Genomic DNA, 20,766 nt, shown 5'->3' with positions numbered 1-20,766 from the left:
TTTTTTCCCAAACTCATCAATTTTTTGGATTGCACCACAGAAATCTAGCGCCAAAGCAACACAGTTATTTGACGTGCATTCCACACATGTAACGGCTGTGTGTTGTTCACAAAGACAAAGCGTCAAGCGGCCGTTTCCAGGCCGCCATCGGGGGTCGCGCGCAGCGCCCGCATGCGCTTGAGATAACGCATGCAATAGACGGCAAAGGCAAGCGGCGCATACCGCACGTAGCGCCGGCGCACCCGGAATTCCTCTTCGCGCGCGCATATCCGGTTGTTCGACGAAACGCTGCCGGCATGTTCGCGGAACACGGCCAGGGTCGCGTCGAGCTGAACCGGCGGCGTGCGCCGCGCCAGGCGCAGCCAGAGATCGATGTCCATCGCGTAGCGCAGCCCTGGATCGAAGGCGCCGACCCGCTCGAACCATTCACGCCGTACGAAGACGGCCGGATGCGGGATCGTCACGCTGCCCGCCGCATAGGCCCGGTAGCTGAAGGGCCGCATCGGGTACGGCGGCGCCAGACGCTCGCCGCGCAGGGTCTGGATGTTGCCGATCACCCAAGCGGCGCCGGTCGCCTCGAAGCAGTCCGCGACCTGGGCCAGTACGGCGGGGCCGGCATAGTAATCGTCTGCGTGCAGGTGGGCGACGATGGCGCCGCGCGCGGCTTCGATGCCCGCGTTCATGGCGCGGCTGATCCCGCCGTCGACGCCGCGCAGGATGCGCTTGGGCCCCGCACAAGCCTCCAGCAGATCCAGGGTGGCGTCGGTCGAGCCGCCGTCGACGAACACGTGTTCGAAGTCGCGCCAGGTTTGCCGATCCAGCGAGGCCAGCGTGTCGCCCAGCGTGGCGGCACTGTTCCAGGTGCAGGTGACGATCGAAAAGCGCGGTTCATTCGGCATACAAGTCCACCAGACGGGAGAGGATGGCGGCGGCGTCGGCGCCGAAACGGAGAGCGGGCGCCGTGTGCCGCGGCGCCTGTTCCAGGATGCGCCACAGGCGCTCGACCAGTTCCGGCATGCCGGCCGCCAGTTGCAACTGCCCCGGATATTGCTGGTAGCTGGCCAGCTCCGGCGTGCCGCCGCGCGCCAGGGCGAGCACCGGTTTACCCAGCGCCAGCGCCTCGAGCACCGTGGTGCTGCAGGCCTCCTCGCACACCGAGGGTACGACGCAGGCATGGCTGCCGGCCGCCAGCGCCAGCGCCGCCGGATAGCTTTGCCAGCCGAGAAAGCGCACCTGCGCCCCGCCGTAGCGTGCTTCGAGCGCGGCGCGTTCCGGGCCGTCGCCGGCGATCGCGATGCGGGCATGCGGCGGCACCCGGCTGGCGGAGGCCAGGAATTCGCCGAAGCCCTTGCCGGCGTCGACGCGCCCGACCAGGGCCACCTGCCCCGGCCTGGGCGGCGGCGCCACGCGCGCCACCTGGCGCAGCATGGCGTAGTCGACGAAATTCGGGATCACGCGGCAGCGCCCCAGGTCGGCGCCCGGCACCGCGCGCAGGAACTGGCGGCGCAGGAAATCGGACACGAACACGGTCTTGTGCGCGGCAAAGGCCTGGGCGCTGGCGCGGCGGTAGCCGTCCACCGCCAGGCCGGTGACAGCGCGGCGCAGCGCGCCGGCATCGTGCCGGATGCAGGCCGCGCAGTCGCGCGCGGCGCGCGTGGTGCACACGGCGCCCTCGCGAAAGCGCAGGTGCACCAGGCATTCGCTGCCCTGGTCGTGGCGGGTCTGCACTAAATTGATGGCCGGGTCGACGTAGACGCCGATTAGCGGCAGGTGGCCGTGGTAGTGCACGGCGTCGAAACCGGCGGCATGGCGGCCAATGGCGGCAGCGACCTTGCGCGCGAAGTAAGGGCGTTTCAGAGGATTGAACACGCCCAGCTGCTTTTCCTTCCAGCCCGGATGGGCAAAATCGAAGCCGGGCTCGAAGCGGCCGTGGAAACCGATCTGCGCCGCAGCGCCCGGCCCGCCGCTGTGCTCACGATCCTTGCGTCCCAGGATGCGCACCGTGTGGCCCTGCGCCAGCAGCGCGTTGCCGAGCGTGACCACGTGCTTGCCGAGCCCGCCGATTTGCGCGCCGGGCAAGTCTTCGGAGACGAGCAGGATGCGCATCGCTCCTCCTAGCCGCCCGCCAGCGCCTTGACGCGCGCCCAGGCCCAGCGCCGGTCTTGCGGCAGGACGACGACGGCCATGCCCAGCACGGCCAGCAAGGCCACTGTCATGCCGAGGATCAGCACGAAGTGAGCCAGCCCGACGGCCAGCGCCACCGCCGCTGCCGCGGCAGCTGCCCCCATGCCCGGCAAATAGGCATGCGCACACAGCCGCCCGAGCCGCGTCGGCACGGTGCGGCCATGCACCACGGCCAGGAAGGCCAGCGTGAACACGCTCGCGGCCAGCAGGTGGCCCCAGGCCGCGCCGACGATGCCCCAGCCGGCCACCCCCGCGGCTACGCAGCCCAGCCCGGCCAGCGCGCGCGCCACCGCGAACAGCCCGGACAGGCGCGGATGGCCCATGCCGTCGTTCACCAGCGTCGGCAGGCTGGTCAGCGAATCGACGAATTGCGAGGAGGCCGTCAGGGCCAGCACGGCCGCGCCCTGGCGCGCGAAATCGGGCCCGATCCAGAGCGTCAGCAGCGGATAGGCGAACACGGCCAGCAGCACCAGCATCGAAGCGTTCAGGTAGACGACGTAGCGCGTCGCCTTCAGATAGGCGCGATCCAGGCGCGCCAGTTCGCCGCCCGCCGCCAGCGCGCTGGCCGCAGGAAAGAAGATGCCGGACAGGCGAAAGCTCAGCCCGAGCACGCGGTTGGCCAGGGTCGCCGCCACCGTGAAATAGGCCAGGCCGGTGACGCCGACCAGGGCGCCGATGACGAGCTTGTCCGCATGTGCATACGACAGCGCCGCGAAGCGCGACAGGAAAGACCAGCTTGAGAAGCCGAGGATGTCGCGGCGCAGGCTGCGTCCGGGCCAGCGCCAGCGCAGATCGGGCAGCAGGCGCCGCACGCCCAGCCAGAGCACGCCGCAATGCAGAAGGCTGGCGAGTACGCGCAGCGCAATCACCTCGAACAGCCCCTGCCCCAGCAGCAGCACGGCCACCGTCGACAAGGGCACCAGGGTGCCGAACACCATCTCGATCAGCCCGGAGACGTCGAAGCGCATCAGCCCCTGGGGCACGCTGTTGAGGTAGCTTTGCAGCTGGCCGAACAGGAAGCCAAGCGCGGCCAGGCGCAGGCAGTCGACCGCCTCGCTGACCAGTGCCGGCGCTACGGCGAACACGCGGGTGACGAGCAGCTCGGCGCAGACGTAGATCGCCACCGCCCCGGCCGCCCCGACCAGCAGGTAGACGACCAGGCCGAAGCACAGGGTCTCGGCCACCCGCTCATGTTCGCCGCGCGCATGCTGGCCAGCGATGTATTTGACCGAGCCGGCAGTGACGTTGATGTCGATCACCGCGAAGTAGCCGACGATGGCCGTCACCAGCGCGTACAGCCCGTAGCCGGCTTCGCCCAGCCCGGCGACCACCAGCGGCACGGTCGCGAGCGCCGCCAGGGCCGGCACGGCGGCGCCGAGCAGGTTCGACCAGGCGTTGCGCAGCAGGCGCAGGTTCATGCCGGCCTCCTCATGCCGGCGCCTCGGCGGGACGCAGGCGCACGTGCAGGCTGCGCCTGGCGGCCGCGGGGACGCTGCTTGCCGCCAGCGCCACATACGGCAGCGCCAGCGCCACCGCCAGCATCTGCGTCGTGCGCACCTGGGGGAAAGGCGTACCGATCAGGATGTCGGGAATCATGAAGGCGACCGCTGCGACGCCGGCCGTACCCAGGCCCAGCAACTCGGGCGGCAGGCTGCGCAGGGCCCGGCGCGCCACCAGCACGAAGGCCCAGACCGTGCCGGCCAGAAGCGCGATGCCCGGCAGGCCGCTCTTGAGGGCGATATGCAGCACGCCGCTGTGCACGAACAAGCCGCCGTCCGGATTGGCCTGCCAGGAAATCTGCTGGTAGCCCGTGTAGCGGCCCCAGGCGCCGATGCCGGTGAAGGGCCGCGCCAGGATGTCGGCCAGCACCAGCTTCAGCTCCAGCACGCGCTCGCTTTCGGGGCCGAAGCGGCGCGACTGCATGTCGTAGAACAGGCTGGCCAGTCCCCCGCTGCCCTGCGCCTGCCCCAACCGGCGCAGGGCGGCATAGCCGAGCGCGGCGCCGACCAGGGGCAGGGCCGCCAGCGCCAGCTGTACCCGGCGCCGGGGCGGAAAGCGCAGCAGCACGACGCCGCAGCCGAGCATGAAGCCGATCCAGGCGCTGCGCCGGAAGGACAGCACGATGCAGGCCGCCGTCGCCAGCAGGGTCAGCCAGGCCAGGGCGCGCCAGACCGGCTGGCGTGCCGGCGCCGGCTTGAACGAAGACCCCGGCCTGGCAGCAGGCGCCAGCGCGGCCGGCTGCGACCCGAACAGGGTCACGGCGGCGATCGCGCAGGCCATCATGCACACCAGGCTGTCGTTGATGTCGAAGAAGGTCAGGCGGATGCGGATCGCGTTCATGTTCGCATACACATTGTTCGGGTCGCCGCCAAAGGCGGCCCAGCGGCCCAGGCCGTACAGGGCGCGCGCCAGGCCGGCGAGCATGATGAAGCGGCCCAGCTCGACCGCGTCCTCGCGCGTGCGGAAGGCCAGCAGCAGCGCCGCGACGAGCGGCCCCATCCAGACGATGTTCGAAAAGCCCGAGGGCGCCAGCGCCTCCTTCGGCGGGATGCCTGCCAACACGGCCGCGCCCAGGTGGGCGGCCAGCAGCGCCGTCCAGCCCCAGAACCAGGGCCGCAGGTTGCACTCGGGCGCGGCGTCGCGGCGGAAGATCGCGGCCACGCGCGCGCAGAACCAGATGCCCAGCATGACCCACAGCACGAGCGGAAACAGCAGCAGCCCGGAACCGCGGCTATACACGCCGGGCGTGACGAACACGGCCAGGCTGCCGTAATTGGTCGACGTAATCCAGAAGAAGGCGCACAGGTAGGGATAGACGAGCAGGCGCGGCCACACCATGCCGACGCCGGCGGCCAGCACCCCGGCCAGCGCCAGCAGCACCACGACGACGAAGGGCAGCGAGGTAAAGACGTACTGGACGAGGTTGTCGAGCATGACGGCTGCCGATCACGGCTTCAGGGCGCTGCGGGTGCCTGCACCGCTGCCGATGCCGCTGCCGATGCCGCTGCCAACTAAGCGGACGCGGTCGGCGCCGCCCAGGGCGGCGAGCAGCTCGCCGATGAAGCCGTCCTGCACGCGCCAGGCGGCGCGTTCGTCGTTCGCGAGGCTCGACACCCGCACCAGCATGCCGTCCGGGATCTCGCCGGACAGGCCATAGGCCAGGCGCCGCAGTTTCTGTTCGATGCCGGAGCGGGTCGCGTGTTCGCCGATCGTGATCCAGTAGGTGATCGGCTCGTTGCGCTCCTGCTGGCGCGCCACCAGCCGCTGCACCGGCAGCACGCCGTAGCGCGTGGCGAGGCGGTCGCTGCCCTCGCCCACCAGCTCGAAGCCCTGGGCCACGTAGCACACCTCGGGCAGGTGCAGCTGCAGCGCCTTGCTCTGGTCGCCGCCATAGGCGATCGACAGCATGATGCGCCGCCCCTCGCCGTCGACATAGGTGCGCGACAGGGTCTGGTCGTAGATCTTCTCGAGCACGCCCTGCTGCTCCGGATTCGGCGTGAGCGGGACGATGTGCGGATCGATGCGCCAGGCGCCGAACTGCGCCGGGATCATCGCTTCCAGGCTGAAGGCCGCCTGGGCCGCGGCCGCCTTGGGCGAAGGCGTCAGCGCAGATGTCAGCAACAGCGTCAGCGCCGAGGCCGCGGCCATGGCCAGGCCCAGCAGCAGGCTGGAGACGGAGGCGCGCTTCATGCCCCCCGCTCCCGCGTCTGGCCGGACTGCGCGGCGCGCCGGCGCACGATCCACTGCAGGCTGGAGTCGACCGCCAGGATCAGGGCCAGCGCCGTCAGAAACAGCACCATGCCTGCGAAACCGTGCAAGAAGCCCTGGCCGGCAGCGTCCCCCAGGTAATAGGTGACAAGCGTCAGCACGATCACGCGGACGACATTGGCCGAGAACGAGATCGGGATGATCAGGATTGCCAGCCCGACGTTGCGCAGCGCCGACGGGTGGCGCATCAGGTTCAGGTAGAACAGGCCGAGCGCCTCGAGCGTGAGCAAGGTCTGCAGGCCGGCGCAGGCGTCGGCCACCAGCAGCTGGTACTGGCCGATCTGCAGGATGACGCCCGAGCGCGCCACCGGATAGCCGGCCGCGAACAGGATCTGCTCGGTGGCCCAGGACACCGCCATCTTCATCGGCATGGTCACGGCCGCGACGAATTCGCTTGGCAGCGGCACCATGAACAGCATGAAGAAGAAGGGAAACCACAGCACGCGCAAGGCACGCGCGCCGCGCTTGACCAGCAGCACGGCCGTCATCACCAGCAGGATGGCGCCGATCTCGAACATCAGGATGTGCTGGGTGCGTCCCATCAGATGCAGCAGCAGGCCGGCAGCCAGCACCGGCCAGCCCAGTGCCGACGTGGCCGGCGCCAGCGCCCTCACCTGCGGCCACTTCCGATAAATCAGCCACAAGGCCAGGCCGAAGATCATCGGGCCATGCCCCTGCTCCTCGCCGATCCAGGCGCCGCCGAACAGGTCGATAAAAGTAGGCAGGAACAGCACGGCCAGGCCGAGCCAGACCGGCCACCAGTCGGGCGCGGCGTCTTTCAATGCCACGCGGGTGGCGGCCAAGAGCGAGCGCGCCCGAGTGCCGTCCCGGGCGCCACGCGGCTTGCCATCGCCCGCAACGCTGCGTGCGGCTTCCGCGTCGGAGCCGGCCGCACGACTCCCGCCCGACGGGCCGGACAGCGTGACGCCGGAACGTGTTTCCCCGGCCATTCAGAACTCCATCATGACGGCGCCGACCAGCTCGGCTCCCGCCTCGACCAGGTGTTCGGCCATCTTCGCCACGTCGGCCACCCGCGTATGATCCTTGCGCGTGGCCAGCAGCACGCCCCCGGCCTGCCGCGCCGCGGCCAGCGCGTCCGCGCCGGCGCCGAACGGGGCCAGGTCGTAAAGCAGGATGTCGTAACGGCTTTCCAGGTGGGTATGCAGCAGGTGGAAGGCGTCCCGGCTGAGCAGTTCCTGGGGATTCGGCGGCAGGGTGCCGGCGGGCAGCACCGACAGGTCGACGAAATCAGGCACGCGCACGACCACCTCGAGCCCGGTGCGGCCGGCCAGCAGGTCGGACAGGCCCTGGCGCGGCTTCAGTCCGAAGATGTCGTGCTGGTGCGGCGTGCGCAGGTTGGCGTCGACCAGCAGGGTCTGCTCGCCGAGCTGGGACAAGACCACCGCCAGGTTGGCGGCGAACAGGGCCGCCCCATCCTCGGGGTCGGCGCCGACCACGGCCAGCGCGCGCCGTCCGCGTGCGAACCAGCGCAGCATCAGCTGGCTGCGGATCGCGCGCAGGGCCTCGACCTGGGGCGAAAACGGCTCGTAGGCGGCGACCAGCCGCGCCGAGTAGCCGGCCTGCCCCGGCAGCACGTAGGGATAGGCGAATTGCCGGGCCAGCGCCTGGCGGATGTCGTCCTCGCCCACCAGCCCCAGGCGCAGGGCCGCCTCGCCGTAGCGGATGCCGAGGTCGCGGTGCATGCGCAGCACGCGCTCGGCGTCGTCGAGGGTGAGCTTGCCGGCTTCGACCAGGAGCATGCCCATGCGCGAATAGGCGACGTCGGCGGCGTCGGCGCCGGCAGGCAGGGGCGACAGGATCGGTGAATTCATCGGGAGATCCTTTTCAGTTCAGGCGCAGGGGTTCGCGCGGCCTGAACAGCGCGCGCAGGCCCTTGCCCCGCGGCGCCGCATGCCATTCGATGGTGCCGAGCACGGGAATGCCGAGCAGCTCCTGCATGTCGCCGGCCGAGCGCAGCGGACGCTGCAGCAGTTCGAGCAGCAGGGCCAGGCCGAGCCCCAGCACGGTGCCGAGCAGGATCGCCACCAGCGTATTCAATAGCACGCGCGGGCCGGACGGTTCGCTCGGCGTCACCGCCGGATTCAGGACGGCGATGTCGGATTGCTCCGCTTGCGCCTCGATCCGGGTCTGGGAAAAGCGCCCGCTGGCGGCATCGAACGCGCGTTGCGCACTGTCGAGGTCTTTCAACAGGACGCCGAGTTCGTCGCGCGTGCGGTTCAGTTCGAGCACGCGCGTCTTCTGCGCGGCCAGCGCCGCGCGCAACTGGTCTTCGCGCTGGCGCAGCACCTCGGCATTGCCGCCCACGCTGCGCGAAACCATCCCCAGCGCCGCGTTCAAGTCGGCGCGCATTTTGTCGACCTCGGCGCGCGCGGCCCGGTATTGCGGATGGTTGGCGCCATAGCGCGCCGCCCCTTCCGCCAGTTTGGCCTCGGCCGCCGCCAGCCCCACGCGCAGGTTCTGGATCAGCGGATTGTTGGCCACGTCGGGCGAATGCGCGGCCCCGGCCCCGGCCATGCGTTCGCGCGAACTGGCCTCGAGCGCGGCCGCCTGGGCCGCCACCAGCTGGCTCGACAGGTCGTTCAGGCGCGACAGCTCGACGTCGACCCGGTTGTTGTCGAGGCTGACGATGCCCTTCTCCTGCTGGTATTTCGACAGGCGCGACTGGGCGGCCTCGACGTTGTCGCGCAATTGCTTGGTCTGTTCGTTGAAATAGGACGCAGCCTTTTTCATGGGCTCGGTCTTCAATTGCACGCTGGCGTTCTGGTATTCCTCGGCGAAGGCATTCGCCACCGCCGCCGAGAAGGCGGGGTCGGCCCCCTTGAAGCTGATCTCGACCACGCTCGACTCGCGCGCCGGCTTGATGTCCAGGCGCCTGAGCAGCAGGTCGGCCAGCCAGTCGCGCACCGTGCCCTTGCCCTCGGTCGCTTCCTGGAACTGGGCGATGACGGCCGGGCTGCTCGCCAGGCGCAGGCGGTCGACCACGCGCAGCGCCACGTTCTTGCTGCTGATGATGTCGATCTGGGTCGCCATATAGCCTGGCAGCAGCTGCCCCGGCGTCGTCACCCCGGTCAGCGGGTCGACGCCCTTGTAGTTCAGCAGCACCGAGGCGGTCGCCGTATAGGTCTTGCTCTGCACCAGGCTCCAGCCGAGCGCCAGCAGCACGGTGGCGAACAGCGTCGACAGAATTAGGCGCCGGCGCGCACGCAGCAGCGACAGGAATTGGCGCAGGTTCATGACGACTCCAGACCCGCGCTCAGAACCAGCTCTCGCGCACCGTGATCACGTCGTCGACCTGCACCGGATCGCTGGCGCGCGCCTCGCGCGTGACGGCGCGTCCGTCCGGGTCGCGCCGGGTGATGCGCATGCCGCTGTCGCTGCCGCGCGGCGTGAGTCCGCCGCCGGCCGAGATCGCCTGCAGCACCGTCATGCCGCGTTCGATGCGGAAGGCGCCCGGCCGCTGCACTTCGCCGGTCACGTAGGCGCGCGGGGCCCGCTCGACGAAGATGATGTCGCCGCCGGCCACCTCGACATCCTTGTCGAGCTCGCCGCGGCGCACCATGTCGACGATGTCGATGGTCTCGCGTTGCGTCTTGCCGTCGCGCGTGCGCACCAGGCTGATGAGGTCGCTTCCCTCGGCGCTGACGCCGCCCGCCATCGCCAGCAGGTCGAGCACCTTGCGCCGCCCCTCGACCGGGTAGCGCCCCGGCCGGTTGACCTGGCCCAGCACCGACACCTGCTGGCTCGCGAGCGTCGTCACCAGCATGTTGACCTCGGCCTTCTTCAAATAGCCTCCCTTTTCCAGCAAGGTGCCGATCTTCTTCTCGGCCGCCGCCACCGACAGGCCGCCCACGGCGACCTGGCCCAGCAGCGGGAAGGTGATGGCGCCGCCCTCGCTCACGCGGGTCTCGACCGACAGGTCGGGGCTGCCGTAGACGGACAGGCGCACCACGTCGCCCGGGCCGAGCAGCACCTCGGCCGCGCCGGCCAAACTCGCCAGGCCGGCGCCGAGCAGCAGCAGGGCGGCGGCTATCCAGTGTCGCAGTGTTTTCATGATCGCTCCTGTCGATGGCTGCATGATCCGCGTTTACTTCAGGCCGGCGACGCCCCGGTCGACGGCCGCCTTGTCGGGCACGCCCTGCGCCGTGCCGCCCGCTGGCGCGGCACTCGCGGCGGGTGCGGGGGGCGAAGGCGGCGCTTTGGCGCCAGCCGCACCCTCCCCCGCAGCGGGCGCGGCTGCGGGGCTGGGCCGTGCCGGCGCCGTGCCCACCGGCGCAGCGGGGCCCTGCGCCAGCGTCTTGTTCAGGTATTCGATCTTCGCGCCCTGGCGCAGGCGTTCGACCTCGGCCGCCGCCAGTTCCTTGTTCTTGCGGGTAATGAGAAACTGCGCGATCTGGGGCACGGCCACCGTCAGCGGCACCGGCGCGTCGCGCACCTCGATCAGCGAGAGCAGCATGGCGCGCCCGCCTTCGCGCACGCTGAACAGCTGGCCCTTGGGCATGGCCAGCAGTTTCTTCGCGAGCCCGGCATTGAGATCGGAGGTGCTGCGCGTCACCTGCGAGCGTCCGTACTTGACGCCCTGGGCGTCGAGCCAGACCGCCACCTCCTCCAGCGAGCGGGCGTTGTCGGCCGCCGCGCGCAGTTCGGGCGTCAGGTCGGACGCGGCGATCACGAGCTGCTCCATGCGGAACTGCTTGCGCTTGTCGAAGTAGTCGGGATGCTCTTTGTAATAGGCCTCGACCTCGGCCGGCGTCGGCGGCGGGATCTTGGCCAGGCGCTTTTGCATGTAGGCCTGGGCCACGATCAGCGAACGCGCCCGCTCGATCGCGCCCATGACCTTCGGATCGCGGTCGAGTTTTTCGCCGACGGCCGCGTGCTCGAGCAATTCGCGGTCGATCAGCGCCTGCAGCAGCTGCTTGCCCGCTTCCTGCTGGCGCGCGGCCGGCACCCCGGCGCGCTGCATTTCCTCGTTCAGTTGCAGCACCGTGATCTCTTCGCCGTTGACGTTGGCCAGCGCCTGTCCCGGCTTGGCCGGCGGCGCCCTGTCGCCGCAGCCGGACAGCACCGCCAGCAGCGCTGTCAACAACGCCAGCATGCCCGCCCTTCCTTTCGATCCTCCCCTGCAAGCCCTGGTCAGCATATGTCCTCGCAATGGTAAGCGCGCCGGATGGCCGCATCAGGCCGCAACTTCGGCGACCTGCGCGGCGAGAAAGGCCGCATAGGCCTGGTGCAGGCCGTCGCGCAGGGGCGTCGTCGCGCTCCACCCGAGCGCGCGCAGCTTCGACACGTCGAGCAGCTTGCGCGGTGTCCCGTCGGGCTTGCCGGCATCGAACACGATCCGTCCCTCGAAGCCAACGACCTCGCGCACCAGGTGCGCCAGCTCGCTGATGCTGACGTCGACGCCGCTGCCGACGTTGATGTGCGAATGCATCGGCTCGGTGCTGGCCGCATAGACTTCGGGCGCCAGGTTCATCACGTGGACGCTGGCTGCGGCCATGTCGTCGACGTACAGGAATTCGCGCATTGGCTTGCCGCTGCCCCAGATCACGACCTCCTCCGCGCCATTCGCTTTGGCATCGTGGAAGCGTCTGACCAGGGCCGGAACCACATGGCTGTTTTGCGGATGGTAGTTGTCGCCGGGGCCATACAGGTTGGTGGGCATGACGCTGCGGAAGTCCGTGCCGTACTGGCGGTTGTAGCTTTCGCAGAGCTTGATGCCGGCGATCTTGGCCACCGCATAGGGTTCGTTGGTCGGCTCGAGCGCGCCCTCCATCAGGAACTCTTCGCGGATCGGCTGGCGCGCCAGGCGCGGATAGATGCACGACGAACCCAGGAACAGCAGGCGCTTCACGCCGGCGCGCCAGGCCTCGTGCACGACATTGGTCTGCACCATCAGGTTGTCGTAGATGAATTGTGCCGGATAGGTGTTGTTGGCGTGGATGCCGCCCACCCGGGCGGCTGCCAGGTAGACCTGGTCGATGCGCTCGCTGCGGAAGAAGGCGCGCACCGCCGGCTGGTCGGTCAGCTCGAGCTCGGCGTGGGTACGCGTGACGAGCTGGGTGTGGCCGCGGGCACGCAGGACGCGCACGATGGCGGAGCCGACGAGACCGCGATGGCCGGCGACATAGATACGGGGTTCAGGATGATCCATGGCTTCCTCCATCCGCTTGTCCACTTGCCCCTGCCGTTCAAAGCCTACCTGTCGCATACTGCACACTGCTTGACGAACGTCGCCGTTTTTCGGGGAACCAAACACGGTCTCAGATGACGCCCGGCTGAACATGCTGAATGGCCAGATACTCCGGGATCTTGCATCGCGTTCCCGACGGGGCCCGTCCAGCACGCGACAACCCATCTTAGGCAGGCGCCCGGCGGCGGCGAAGCGGCGATCCCCTTGCCGCAGGATGTTTAAGCCGGCATTAAGCGCGTCGCTTCAAAACGCGTTCTCACGCGTCAAAATCACGCGGATTGTCTTCAAAATGATCCACAGATCCAGCCACACCGACCAGTTGCGCAGGTAGTCGAGGTCGTACTGGATGCGCGCCTCCATGCGGTCGAGGGTCGCGGTTTCGCCGCGCAGGCCGTTCACCTGGGCCCAGCCGGTGATGCCCGGCTTCACCTTGTGGCGCAGCATGTAGCCCTTGATCAGCTTGCGGTATTGCTCGTTGTGGGCAACCGCGTGCGGACGCGGCCCGACGATGCTCATGCTTCCCTGCAGCACGTTGACGAACTGCGGCAGTTCGTCGAGCGAGGTGCGGCGCAGGAAGCGGCCGATCGGGGTCACCCGCGCATCGTTGCGCGTGGCCTGCGCCACCTGGTTGCCGTCGTCGAGCGTCCACATCGAGCGGAACTTGTAGACCATGATTTCCTCGCCATACAACCCGTAGCGGCGCTGGCGGAAAATGACCGGCCCCGGCGAGGTACATTTCACCGCCACGGCGATGCTCAGCATCAGCGGCGCCAGCAGGAGCAGGATGATGCTGCCGAAGACGAGGTCGCTGGCACGCTTGACCATGCTGTTCAGTCCCATGAAGGGGGTTTCGCGGATCGCGATGACGGGCATGCCGCCGACGTTGTCGAAGCGCGCCTGCATCAGGTCGAAGACATAGACGTCGGGCAGGAAATATACCGAGGCCGTGGTGTCCTGCAATTCGTCGATCAGGTGGCGGATACGCGGCTGGCCCGAGATCGGCTGGCTGATGAAGATGAGCTTGATGTTGCTCTCGCGCACGTAGCCGATCACATCGGCCACCTTGCCGAGCACCGGATAGCGCAGGCCGGGCGGATGGCGCACCCCGGTGCGGTCGTCGAAATAGCCGTGCATCTGCATGAACAGGTTCGGATGGCGCTCGCAGATGCCGGCGAACCTGGCGCCGATTTCATTGGCGCCGACGATCACGACCGAGCGCACCTCGCCCCTGCGCACGGGCCGCCCCGCCGCTTGCCGCACCAGGAGATGGCTGGCCAGCAAGGTCAGCGGGGTGGCAATGGCCCAGGCCAGCAGCACGCGTTTATCGTAATAGTATTTGAGGCCACTGGCCGAACCGAGGAAGTAGAGCACGCCGATCGTCAGGCACCAGCCGAAGACGGTATCGCGCGCATAGGCCAGCATGCGCCCGCTGCGCCAGGTGCGGTAGGGGTCGACGTGCTGGTAGACGGCCGAGGAAATGAAGAAGGCGAGGATCATCAGCACGAGCAGATAGCCCGAGAACGGTTCCCGATAGACGGCCGAGGCCACGTACAGCGACCCCATGATGATCAGGGGATCGAGTACGCGCTGGAAGAACGAGATGAGCGGAATGTCGTTGACCGTCATCGCTCGGGGTTCAGAACTGGAGGCTGGCGTTGACGGCGACCGTGTTGGCCTTGAAGTTGCCGATCCCGAGGACGGGCGAACCGCTGCGGGACTGGCGGAGCAAGGCCGCCGACAGCGTCAGCTTGCGCTTGACTGCCCAGCTTGCCTTGATGCTGGCCGAACGCAAAGTATCGTCCAGCCCGCCGGATGCATTGAAGCCGGCGCGCGGATTGTAGTTGCGCCGCTCGCGCACGGCGTCGGCCTCGACCCGGATCTTGGCGCTGGCGTTCCAGGTGGCGCCCAGGCTGATGCCCTTGTTGAGCGTATAGCTGACGACGGAACTCTCGAGCGGGGCGAAGTCGCGCCACAGCGAACCGCGCCATGCCAGCTTGCCGGCGGGCTCGTAGAGCAGCGTGACGCGGCCGTTGGCGCCGCTCGTGCGCCCCGTCCCGAACGAGGGCTGGCTGCGCCGCGCATAGCCGGCCAGGCCCTGCACCGGGAGCGAACCGCCGGCCTTCCAGTCGACCCGCGCCTTGAGTTCTTCCTGCTTGAAATCGTCGGTCAGCAAGCCCTGCCCGAAGGGCCTGCGGTTCGGATAGCTGCCGTCGATGCGGCGCAAAACCAGCCCGACCGTGCTGCCGCTGCGCGCCAGGTATCGCCCCTCGAGCTCGACCACCTCCTCGGTGCGGTCGTTGAAGGATTGCGCGCTCAGCTCGTAATCGAAGCGGTCGCGCACGAGCCTGGTGCGTGCCTCCCAGCGCGGATGAAGCTTCCAGGCGCCTTCGAAGAAGGCGTTGCGCTGCTTTCTCAGGTTGCGCTCGTCGCTGGGAAAATCGGTATAGGGCGCCAGCGTCTGCGTGTAGGCGCCGCCGAGCTGTCCGGAGAAGCGGTTGCCGAGCTGCCAGTGCCAGGTGGCCTGCAGGTCGCGCCCGTCGTAGTCGAGCTGGCGGAAATGGTCGAACTTCACTTTCGACAGCTTGGCGACCGCGACCAGGCGCTGGCGCCGGATCGGCTTGTCGAGCACCGCGCCGAACTCGTAGGTGACCCAGGAATCGGCGCGCCGGCCGTCGAAGGCCGGCGCATTCTCGGGGATGCGCAGCAGGTTGTCGTCGCGCGCCCAGCCGACCCGCCCGTACAGGTCGAGCACGCTGCCGGGTATGGCCCAGGCCGGGGCGAGCGCGAGGGCGCCGGCCAGGAAAACGAGGGGGTGGGAGCGGATACTCGGCATGTCCTTGCCTTTCGAAAGGCGCTGCTGGTGTGTGCAAGGCGGATCACAACACCCTGCTCTGCGTCGGCAGAATTCTGACCACCGCCGACACGCATGAGTTCCGCCCGCGCGTTTGACGCAACGGGGTGGCCGCATCGTGGACGATGCTAATGTTGATCGGGACGTGGCGGCCGGGAACGGCAGTCGGGAAGACGGGTTCGGATGCGCCGGGGCAGGCGCCCGATAGCGGGACGCAGGGCGCGTCCGCTGTCGATAAGCGCCCCGGGCCGGGAGCCCGAGGCGCCGGAGGGAGGCTTAGCCTTCGCCGCGCGAGCGCGCTTCGATTTTTTCCCAGCGCTCGAGGGCGTCGAGCAGCTGCTCGTCGATCTCGGCATAGCGGGCGTTGATGCGGCGCGCGTCGGCCGGGTTGGTTTTATAGAAGTCGGGCGCGTTGAGCTGGGCCGTGATGGCCGACTGCTCGTCCTCGAGCGAGGCGATCAGCTTCGGCAATTCGTCCAGTTCGCGCTGCTCCTTGTTGCTGAGCTTGACCTTCTTCTGCGCGGCTTCCGGCGCCGGCGCGTCGGCGGCCTTGGCGGGCGCGGGCTTGGACGGCGCGGCCGACTGCTGCGGCGCGCTTGCCTTGACGCGTTCCCAGTCGGTGTAGCCGCCCACGTATTCGCGCCACAGGCCCTCGCCTTCGGCGACGATTACCTGGGTCACCACATTGTCGAGGAAGGTGCGGTCGTGGCTGACGAGAAAAACGGTGCCGGTGTATTCCTCGAGCAGCTCTTCGAGCAGTTCGAGGGTGTCGATGTCGAGGTCGTTGGTCGGCTCGTCGAGCACCAGGCAGTTGGCCGGCTTGGCGAACAGGCGCGCCAGCAGCAGGCGGTTGCGCTCGCCGCCGGAGAGCGACTTGACCGGCGAACGGGCGCGCTCGGGGGCGAACAGGAAGTCGTTCAGGTAAGTCATCACATGCTTGCGCTGGCCGTTGACTTCGACCCAGTCGCTGCCGGGCGCGATGGTGTCGGCCAGGCTCGCCTCTTCGTTGAGCTGGGTGCGCATCTGGTCGAAGTACGCGACGTTGAGCTTGGTGCCCAGGCGCGTGGTGCCGCTGTCGGCGGTTTCCTCGCCGAGAATGATTTTCAGCAGCGTGGTCTTGCCGGCGCCGTTCGGGCCGATCAGGCCGACCTTGTCGCCACGCAGGACGGTGCCGGTGAAGTTCGACACGATCACCTTCTCGCCATAGGACTTCGAGACGTTCTCGAGTTCGGCGACGATCTTGCCCGAGCGCTCGCCCATGCCGACGTCGAGCTTGATCTGGCCTTGCGTCTCGCGGCGCGCCGCGCGTTGCAGGCGCAGGGCTTCCAGGCGGCGCACGCGGCCTTCGTCGCGGGTGCGCCGTGCCTGCACGCCCTTGCGGATCCAGACTTCTTCCTGGGCCAGGAACTTGTCGAACTTGGCGTTCTCGACTTCCTCGTTGGCCAGCAGTTCGCGCTTGCGTTCCTGGTAGGTCGTGAAATTGCCCGGGAAGGAAAGCAGGCGGCCGCGGTCGAGTTCGACGATGCGGGTGGCGACGTTGTCGAGGAAGCTGCGGTCGTGGGTGATGAACAGGATCGAGCCGCGGAATTCGCGCAGCAGGCCTTCCAGCCACATGATCGACTTGAAGTCGAGGTGGTTGGTCGGCTCGTCGAGCAGCAGCACGTCCGGCGCCGACACCAGCGCCACGGCCAGGGCCACGCGCTTTTGCATGCCGCCGGAGAGCGTGCCCATCTTCGCTTCTGCCGCCAGGCCAAGGCGGTCGAGCGTGGTGTCGACCTTGTTGCTCAGGTTCCAGCCGTCGGTGGCGTCGAGCTTGACCTGGATGACGTGCATGCGCTCCATCAGCGCATCGTCGTCGCCCTGGCCGAACTGGCCAGTCAGGGCTTCGTATTCGGCGAGCATGCCTTGCAGTTCGCCCATGCCGGCGGCCACGGCGTCGAACACGGTCGACTCCGGATCGAAGGTCGGCTCCTGTTCGACGTAAGCGATCTTGATGCCCTGCTGCATGACGAGCAAACCGTCGTCGAGCTTGAAGCGGCCCGCGATCGTCTTCAGCAGCGAGGATTTGCCGGTGCCGTTACGCCCGATGAGGCCGACGCGCTCGCCGGTTTCGAGGGAAAAGTCCGCATGGTCGAGCAGTGCGACGTGACCGAACGCGAGTTGCGCGGACGAGAGGGAAATGACAGCCATAATCTGTGAACGGGGCCCGCCGCCAGGTCGCGAAGACCTGCGGCGCAGCGAAAGAAGGTGAAAGAAGCCGCCATTGTACCGATTGCGGCCCCGACACTTCCAAGAGTCTTTCAAAAAGCCCGCTTTCGTCGGCTATAATTGCACCCGGTTCACGATACCGGCCTGCCCTGCAGGGCCCGCTCGCCGAACCGCAGGCCTGCCCTGCTTCGTGCCGCCCTCGGCGTCACGTGCGTCCTCCCCGTAGCACAATGGATAGTGCACATGCCTCCTAAGCGTGGGATACTGGTTCGATTCCAGTCGGGGGGACCACCCCTTCAAATCGGGATGTCTCATGGCATCTCAACATCCCGCCCCTTCCTCTGACGTGGCGCAAAACGCCAATCTCATCAGGAACCATCCTGAGTCCGGTCATCTCAAAATACTGTTGGTACTTTTGTTGGTACCTTCATGTCGACGTCACACACATACCAACGGGGCGGACCAGATGGCACTTACAGACACGTTCATTCGGCAGGCAAAGTGGAGCGGCACGAAAGCCGGCGACAAGCACAGTGACGGCGGCGGGCTGTATCTACTGGTCAATGCAGTCGGCAAGTATTGGCGGTTGAACTACCGTTTTGTCGGTAAGCAGAAGACGCTCGCCATTGGCGTCTACCCTGCCGTCCCTCTGTCTGCCGCCCGCAAGACGAGAGACCGGGCTCGTGAGCTTCTGGCTGCGGGCAAGAACCCCGGCGCAGAAAAGCAGGAAGCGGCGAAGCTGGCCAAGCGGGCAGCAGGCGCACTGTTCGAAGTGGTTGCACGTGAATGGCTGGCGACCTCGGCAAGTACGCGCGGCGCAGCAACGCAACAGCGCGTCGTGAGCTGGTTCGAACGCGATGTCTTTCCGCTCATCGGCAATGTACCGGTCAACAGCGTGCGCCCGCCCGACATCCTGGATGTCATGCAGCGGATGCAGGCACGCGGCATCATCGATTCGATGCGCCGTGTGCTTGCTTACATCAGTAAGGTTTTCGAGCTTGCGATGGTCAAGGAACTCGTCGAGCGTGACCCGACTACAGGCATTGCGGCACAACTCCAGCAGCGCAACGAGGGGCATTTCGCCGCGCTTACGAAACCGGTCGAGGTCGGGGGATTGATCCGCGCGATTCATGGCTACCAGGGCCATCCATATTGCCGGGCGGCGCTCAAACTGGCGCCGCTGGTGTTCGTCCGCCCTCACATGTTGCGTCACGCGGAATGGTCGGAAATTAATCTAGAGGCCGGCGAGTGGCGCATTCCGGCCGAGAAAATGAAAATGCAGAACGATCATATCGTGCCACTGGCCTGGCAGGCGGTCGGCATCCTGCGTGACATCCACGCGGTTACCGGTAGCCGGCAATACGTCTTCCCCAGTATTCGCCATGACGGGCGCCCAATGAGCGAAAACACGATCAACGCTGCGCTGCGCTCGTTGGGATACGACGGCGAGGTGATGACGGGGCACGGCTTTCGGGCAATGGCACGCACGCTACTGGATGAAGAGCTTGGCTAACGTGTCGACCTGATCGAGCATCAACTGGCACATGCGGTCAAGGACGCAAACGGGCGCGCCTATAACCGGACTACTCACTTGGCCGCACGTCGGGAGATAATGCAGCGATGGGCCGACTATCTCGACAAGCTGCGCCTCGGCGCCAACGTGGTGCCGTTACGGAGCGCCTGATCAACGCGGCGTATCCAGCCAAGCGCGTACATCTTCGACGCGCCAAGCAGTGACGCCAGCAGACAGCTTGACCGGGGCCGGAAACTGTCCCGCCGCGACTTTACGCCAAAGGGTCGCGGGCGAGAACGGAATGATGCCGGGCGCCCCTTTCTTACCGACGAGCTGGCTTTGCCGGACATAACCGGTTTCGTGCAAGGTAACAGGATTTCTTGCGGTGGTAGACATTGGACTGTGCAATAGAAGTTAACAATTTGCTAGCAGTTTGAAGGTGGCTACCTGAGGCCGCAACCACAACCTCTACAATCTTTTAGTTGCGTCAATCGTGCGGGCTTGACTATTGACGGTCAATAGTATTTGGCTTGTCATCTATAGTTTAGCGTCGAACTGTTCATCCCGGTAACGTCGGACAAAGATGTATTTTGAATCGCCACGAATTCAGTAGACACTCCTGAGCCTATAATTATAGGTTCAAGGAGAAAGTATGAGCGGCAAGCGGTATCCCGAAGAATTCAAGATCGAAGCAGTCAAGCAGTGACGGAGCGCGGACACGCGGCTACNTAGCCGGTCCCAAGGGTATGGTATAGTTTAGCGTCGAACTGTTCATCCCGGTAACGTCGGACAAAGATGTATTTTGAATCGCCACGAATTCAGTAGACACTCCTGAGCCTATAATTATAGGTTCAAGGAGAAAGTATGAGCGGCAAGCGGTATCCCGAAGAATTCAAGATCGAAGCAGTCAAGCAAGTGACGGAGCGCGGACACGCGGCTACGGAAGTCGCTGCACGGTTGGGCGTAAGCTCACACAGCCTGTACCAGTGGGTAAAGCGCTACAGCGCACCGCCGGCCGAGCGGCAGAAGGTGGACGATCAGCAAGCTGAGATGAAGCGCCTGAAGGCCGAGCTCAAGCGCGTTACCGAGGAGCGCGATATCCTAAAAAAGGCCGCCGCGTACTTTGCCAAGATGTCCGGGTAAGGTACGCCTTCATTCGCAATGCTCGCCATGAGCATTCGATCCGGCAGCTTTGCAAAATGATGGCGGTGCATCCCAGCGGTTTCTATGCTTGGTGTGCCGAGCCGGAAAGCCAGCGGGCCCAGGAAGATCGGCGCCTGCTCGTGCACATCAAGCAGTCCTGGCTGGAAAGCGGCGCGGTGTACGGCTACAGGAAAGTTTCGGACGACCTGCGCGACCTGGGCGAGCAATGCGGGATCAATCGTATTCATCGAATCATGCGCGCCTCTGGGCTGCGCTCCCAGACGGGCTACGGCAAGCGCCGCTTTAAACGCGGCGGCACTCCATCCGTTGTGGCGCCAAACCACCTGCAGCGGCAATTCGATGTCACCGAGCCAAACAAGGTCTGGGTTACGGACATCACGTACATCCGCACCCATGAGGGTTGGTTGTACCTGGCTGCGGTTCTTGACCTGTTTTCACGTCAGGTCATCGGATGGTCGATGGGGTCGAGAATGGATCGCGAGTTGGCATTGAACGCTTTGCTGATGGCTGTCTGGCGACGCCAGCCGAAGCAAACCGTTATGGTTCATTCGGATCAGGGCAGTCAGTTCAGCAGCTACGACTGGCGCGATTTTCTGAAGGCGCACAACCTCGAACAGAGCATGAGCCGACGCGGCAACTGCCACGACAATGCTGTCGCAGAGAGCTTTTTCCAGTTACTGAAACGGGAGCGAGTTCGCCGTCGAATCTACATTACCCGCGACGAGGCTAGACAGGACATCTTCGACTATATCGAGATGTTCTACAATCCAAAGCGCCGGCACAGCTTCAGCAATGACATGTCGCCGGCCGAGTATGAAAAGCAGTATTTTCAGCGGCTCTCGAGTGTCTAGAAAAGCCGTGGCGATTCAT

17 protein-coding genes and 1 tRNA gene are annotated in these 20,766 nt (G+C 66.7%); 3 read left to right on the top strand and 15 right to left on the bottom strand.

Annotated features, from left to right (window positions below):
* Nucleotides 1-122: 122 nt before the first annotated feature.
* The 14 genes from ASF77_RS11535 to ASF77_RS11470 form a co-directional block, all read right to left on the bottom strand.
* Complete coding sequence (locus ASF77_RS11535; RefSeq protein ID WP_082493730.1) at nucleotides 123-899, bottom strand: glycosyltransferase family 2 protein; 777 nt, start codon at nucleotides 897-899, stop codon at nucleotides 123-125.
* Nucleotides 889-2,106: a glycosyltransferase family 4 protein gene (locus ASF77_RS11530; RefSeq protein ID WP_056339187.1), complete on the bottom strand. Its 1,218-nt coding sequence runs from the start codon at nucleotides 2,104-2,106 to the stop codon at nucleotides 889-891. The genes ASF77_RS11535 and ASF77_RS11530 overlap by 11 nt, the downstream gene beginning before the upstream one ends.
* Before the next feature lie 8 nt (nucleotides 2,107-2,114).
* Nucleotides 2,115-3,602, bottom strand: coding sequence for an oligosaccharide flippase family protein (locus tag ASF77_RS11525; RefSeq protein WP_056339185.1), 1,488 nt, complete (start codon nucleotides 3,600-3,602; stop codon nucleotides 2,115-2,117).
* Nucleotides 3,603-3,612: 10 nt separating this feature from the next.
* Nucleotides 3,613-5,118: an O-antigen ligase gene (locus ASF77_RS11520; protein ID WP_056339183.1), complete on the bottom strand. Its 1,506-nt coding sequence runs from the start codon at nucleotides 5,116-5,118 to the stop codon at nucleotides 3,613-3,615.
* Between the two features lie 12 nt (nucleotides 5,119-5,130).
* On the bottom strand, nucleotides 5,131-5,874 hold the full coding sequence (gene epsI / locus ASF77_RS11515; protein WP_056339181.1) for an exosortase-associated protein EpsI, B-type: 744 nt from the start codon (nucleotides 5,872-5,874) through the stop codon (nucleotides 5,131-5,133).
* Nucleotides 5,871-6,902 carry an exosortase B gene (xrtB, locus tag ASF77_RS11510; RefSeq protein ID WP_082493729.1) on the bottom strand — a complete coding sequence of 344 codons (1,032 nt, stop codon included), beginning with the start codon at nucleotides 6,900-6,902 and terminating at the stop codon, nucleotides 5,871-5,873. The genes epsI and xrtB overlap by 4 nt, the downstream gene beginning before the upstream one ends.
* Nucleotides 6,903-7,784, bottom strand: a complete 882-nt coding sequence (epsG, locus tag ASF77_RS11505; protein WP_056339180.1) for a chain length determinant protein tyrosine kinase EpsG — start codon at nucleotides 7,782-7,784, stop codon at nucleotides 6,903-6,905.
* 13 nt (nucleotides 7,785-7,797) lie between these two features.
* A complete protein-coding gene (gene epsF, locus ASF77_RS11500) occupies nucleotides 7,798-9,207 on the bottom strand; it encodes a chain length determinant protein EpsF (protein ID WP_056339178.1) in 1,410 nt (469 codons plus the stop codon).
* Between the two features lie 19 nt (nucleotides 9,208-9,226).
* Complete coding sequence (gene epsE / locus ASF77_RS11495) at nucleotides 9,227-10,024, bottom strand: polysaccharide export protein EpsE (protein WP_056339175.1); 798 nt, start codon at nucleotides 10,022-10,024, stop codon at nucleotides 9,227-9,229.
* 33 nt (nucleotides 10,025-10,057) lie between these two features.
* A complete protein-coding gene (locus ASF77_RS11490; RefSeq protein WP_056339173.1) occupies nucleotides 10,058-11,065 on the bottom strand; it encodes an EpsD family peptidyl-prolyl cis-trans isomerase in 1,008 nt (335 codons plus the stop codon).
* 81 nt (nucleotides 11,066-11,146) lie between these two features.
* Entirely contained in the window at nucleotides 11,147-12,121 is a 975-nt protein-coding gene (locus ASF77_RS11485) for a GDP-L-fucose synthase (RefSeq protein ID WP_056339172.1), read from the bottom strand.
* A gap of 282 nt (nucleotides 12,122-12,403) precedes the next feature.
* Nucleotides 12,404-13,786 (bottom strand): undecaprenyl-phosphate glucose phosphotransferase, encoded by a 1,383-nt coding sequence (locus ASF77_RS11480; RefSeq protein WP_056339168.1) that lies wholly within the window; start codon nucleotides 13,784-13,786, stop codon nucleotides 12,404-12,406.
* 10 nt (nucleotides 13,787-13,796) lie between these two features.
* Complete coding sequence (epsL, locus tag ASF77_RS11475; RefSeq protein WP_056339166.1) at nucleotides 13,797-14,993, bottom strand: XrtB/PEP-CTERM-associated polysaccharide biosynthesis outer membrane protein EpsL; 1,197 nt, start codon at nucleotides 14,991-14,993, stop codon at nucleotides 13,797-13,799.
* A gap of 294 nt (nucleotides 14,994-15,287) precedes the next feature.
* Nucleotides 15,288-17,201 carry an ATP-binding cassette domain-containing protein gene (locus ASF77_RS11470; protein ID WP_056339164.1) on the bottom strand — a complete coding sequence of 638 codons (1,914 nt, stop codon included), beginning with the start codon at nucleotides 17,199-17,201 and terminating at the stop codon, nucleotides 15,288-15,290.
* Between the two features lie 234 nt (nucleotides 17,202-17,435).
* On the opposite strand from ASF77_RS11470, the gene ASF77_RS11465 reads away from it, so the two are divergent.
* Nucleotides 17,436-17,510: transfer RNA gene (locus ASF77_RS11465), tRNA-Arg, on the top strand.
* A 22-nt stretch (nucleotides 17,511-17,532) separates the two neighbouring features.
* A complete protein-coding gene (locus tag ASF77_RS11460) occupies nucleotides 17,533-18,732 on the top strand; it encodes an integrase arm-type DNA-binding domain-containing protein (RefSeq protein WP_307180921.1) in 1,200 nt (399 codons plus the stop codon).
* Nucleotides 18,733-18,903: 171 nt separating this feature from the next.
* On the opposite strand, the gene ASF77_RS23650 is transcribed toward ASF77_RS11460, so the two are convergent.
* A complete protein-coding gene (locus tag ASF77_RS23650) occupies nucleotides 18,904-19,128 on the bottom strand; it encodes an AlpA family transcriptional regulator (protein ID WP_082493727.1) in 225 nt (74 codons plus the stop codon).
* Nucleotides 19,129-19,596: 468 nt separating this feature from the next.
* Here ASF77_RS23650 and ASF77_RS11450 point away from each other — a divergent pair.
* Nucleotides 19,597-20,747 (top strand): IS3 family transposase gene (locus ASF77_RS11450; RefSeq protein ID WP_156648864.1). Its coding sequence is split into 2 segments (ribosomal slippage): nucleotides 19,597-19,834 and nucleotides 19,834-20,747, totalling 1,152 coding nucleotides; the frame shifts between segments, so codons are not numbered across the junction.
* Nucleotides 20,748-20,766 lie beyond the last annotated feature (19 nt).

Source organism: Massilia sp. Leaf139, assembly GCF_001424165.1.
GTDB lineage: Bacteria > Pseudomonadota > Gammaproteobacteria > Burkholderiales > Burkholderiaceae_D > Telluria.
Note: the sequence above shows the minus strand (reverse complement) of the source record. Positions and strands in the feature narration are given on the sequence as shown.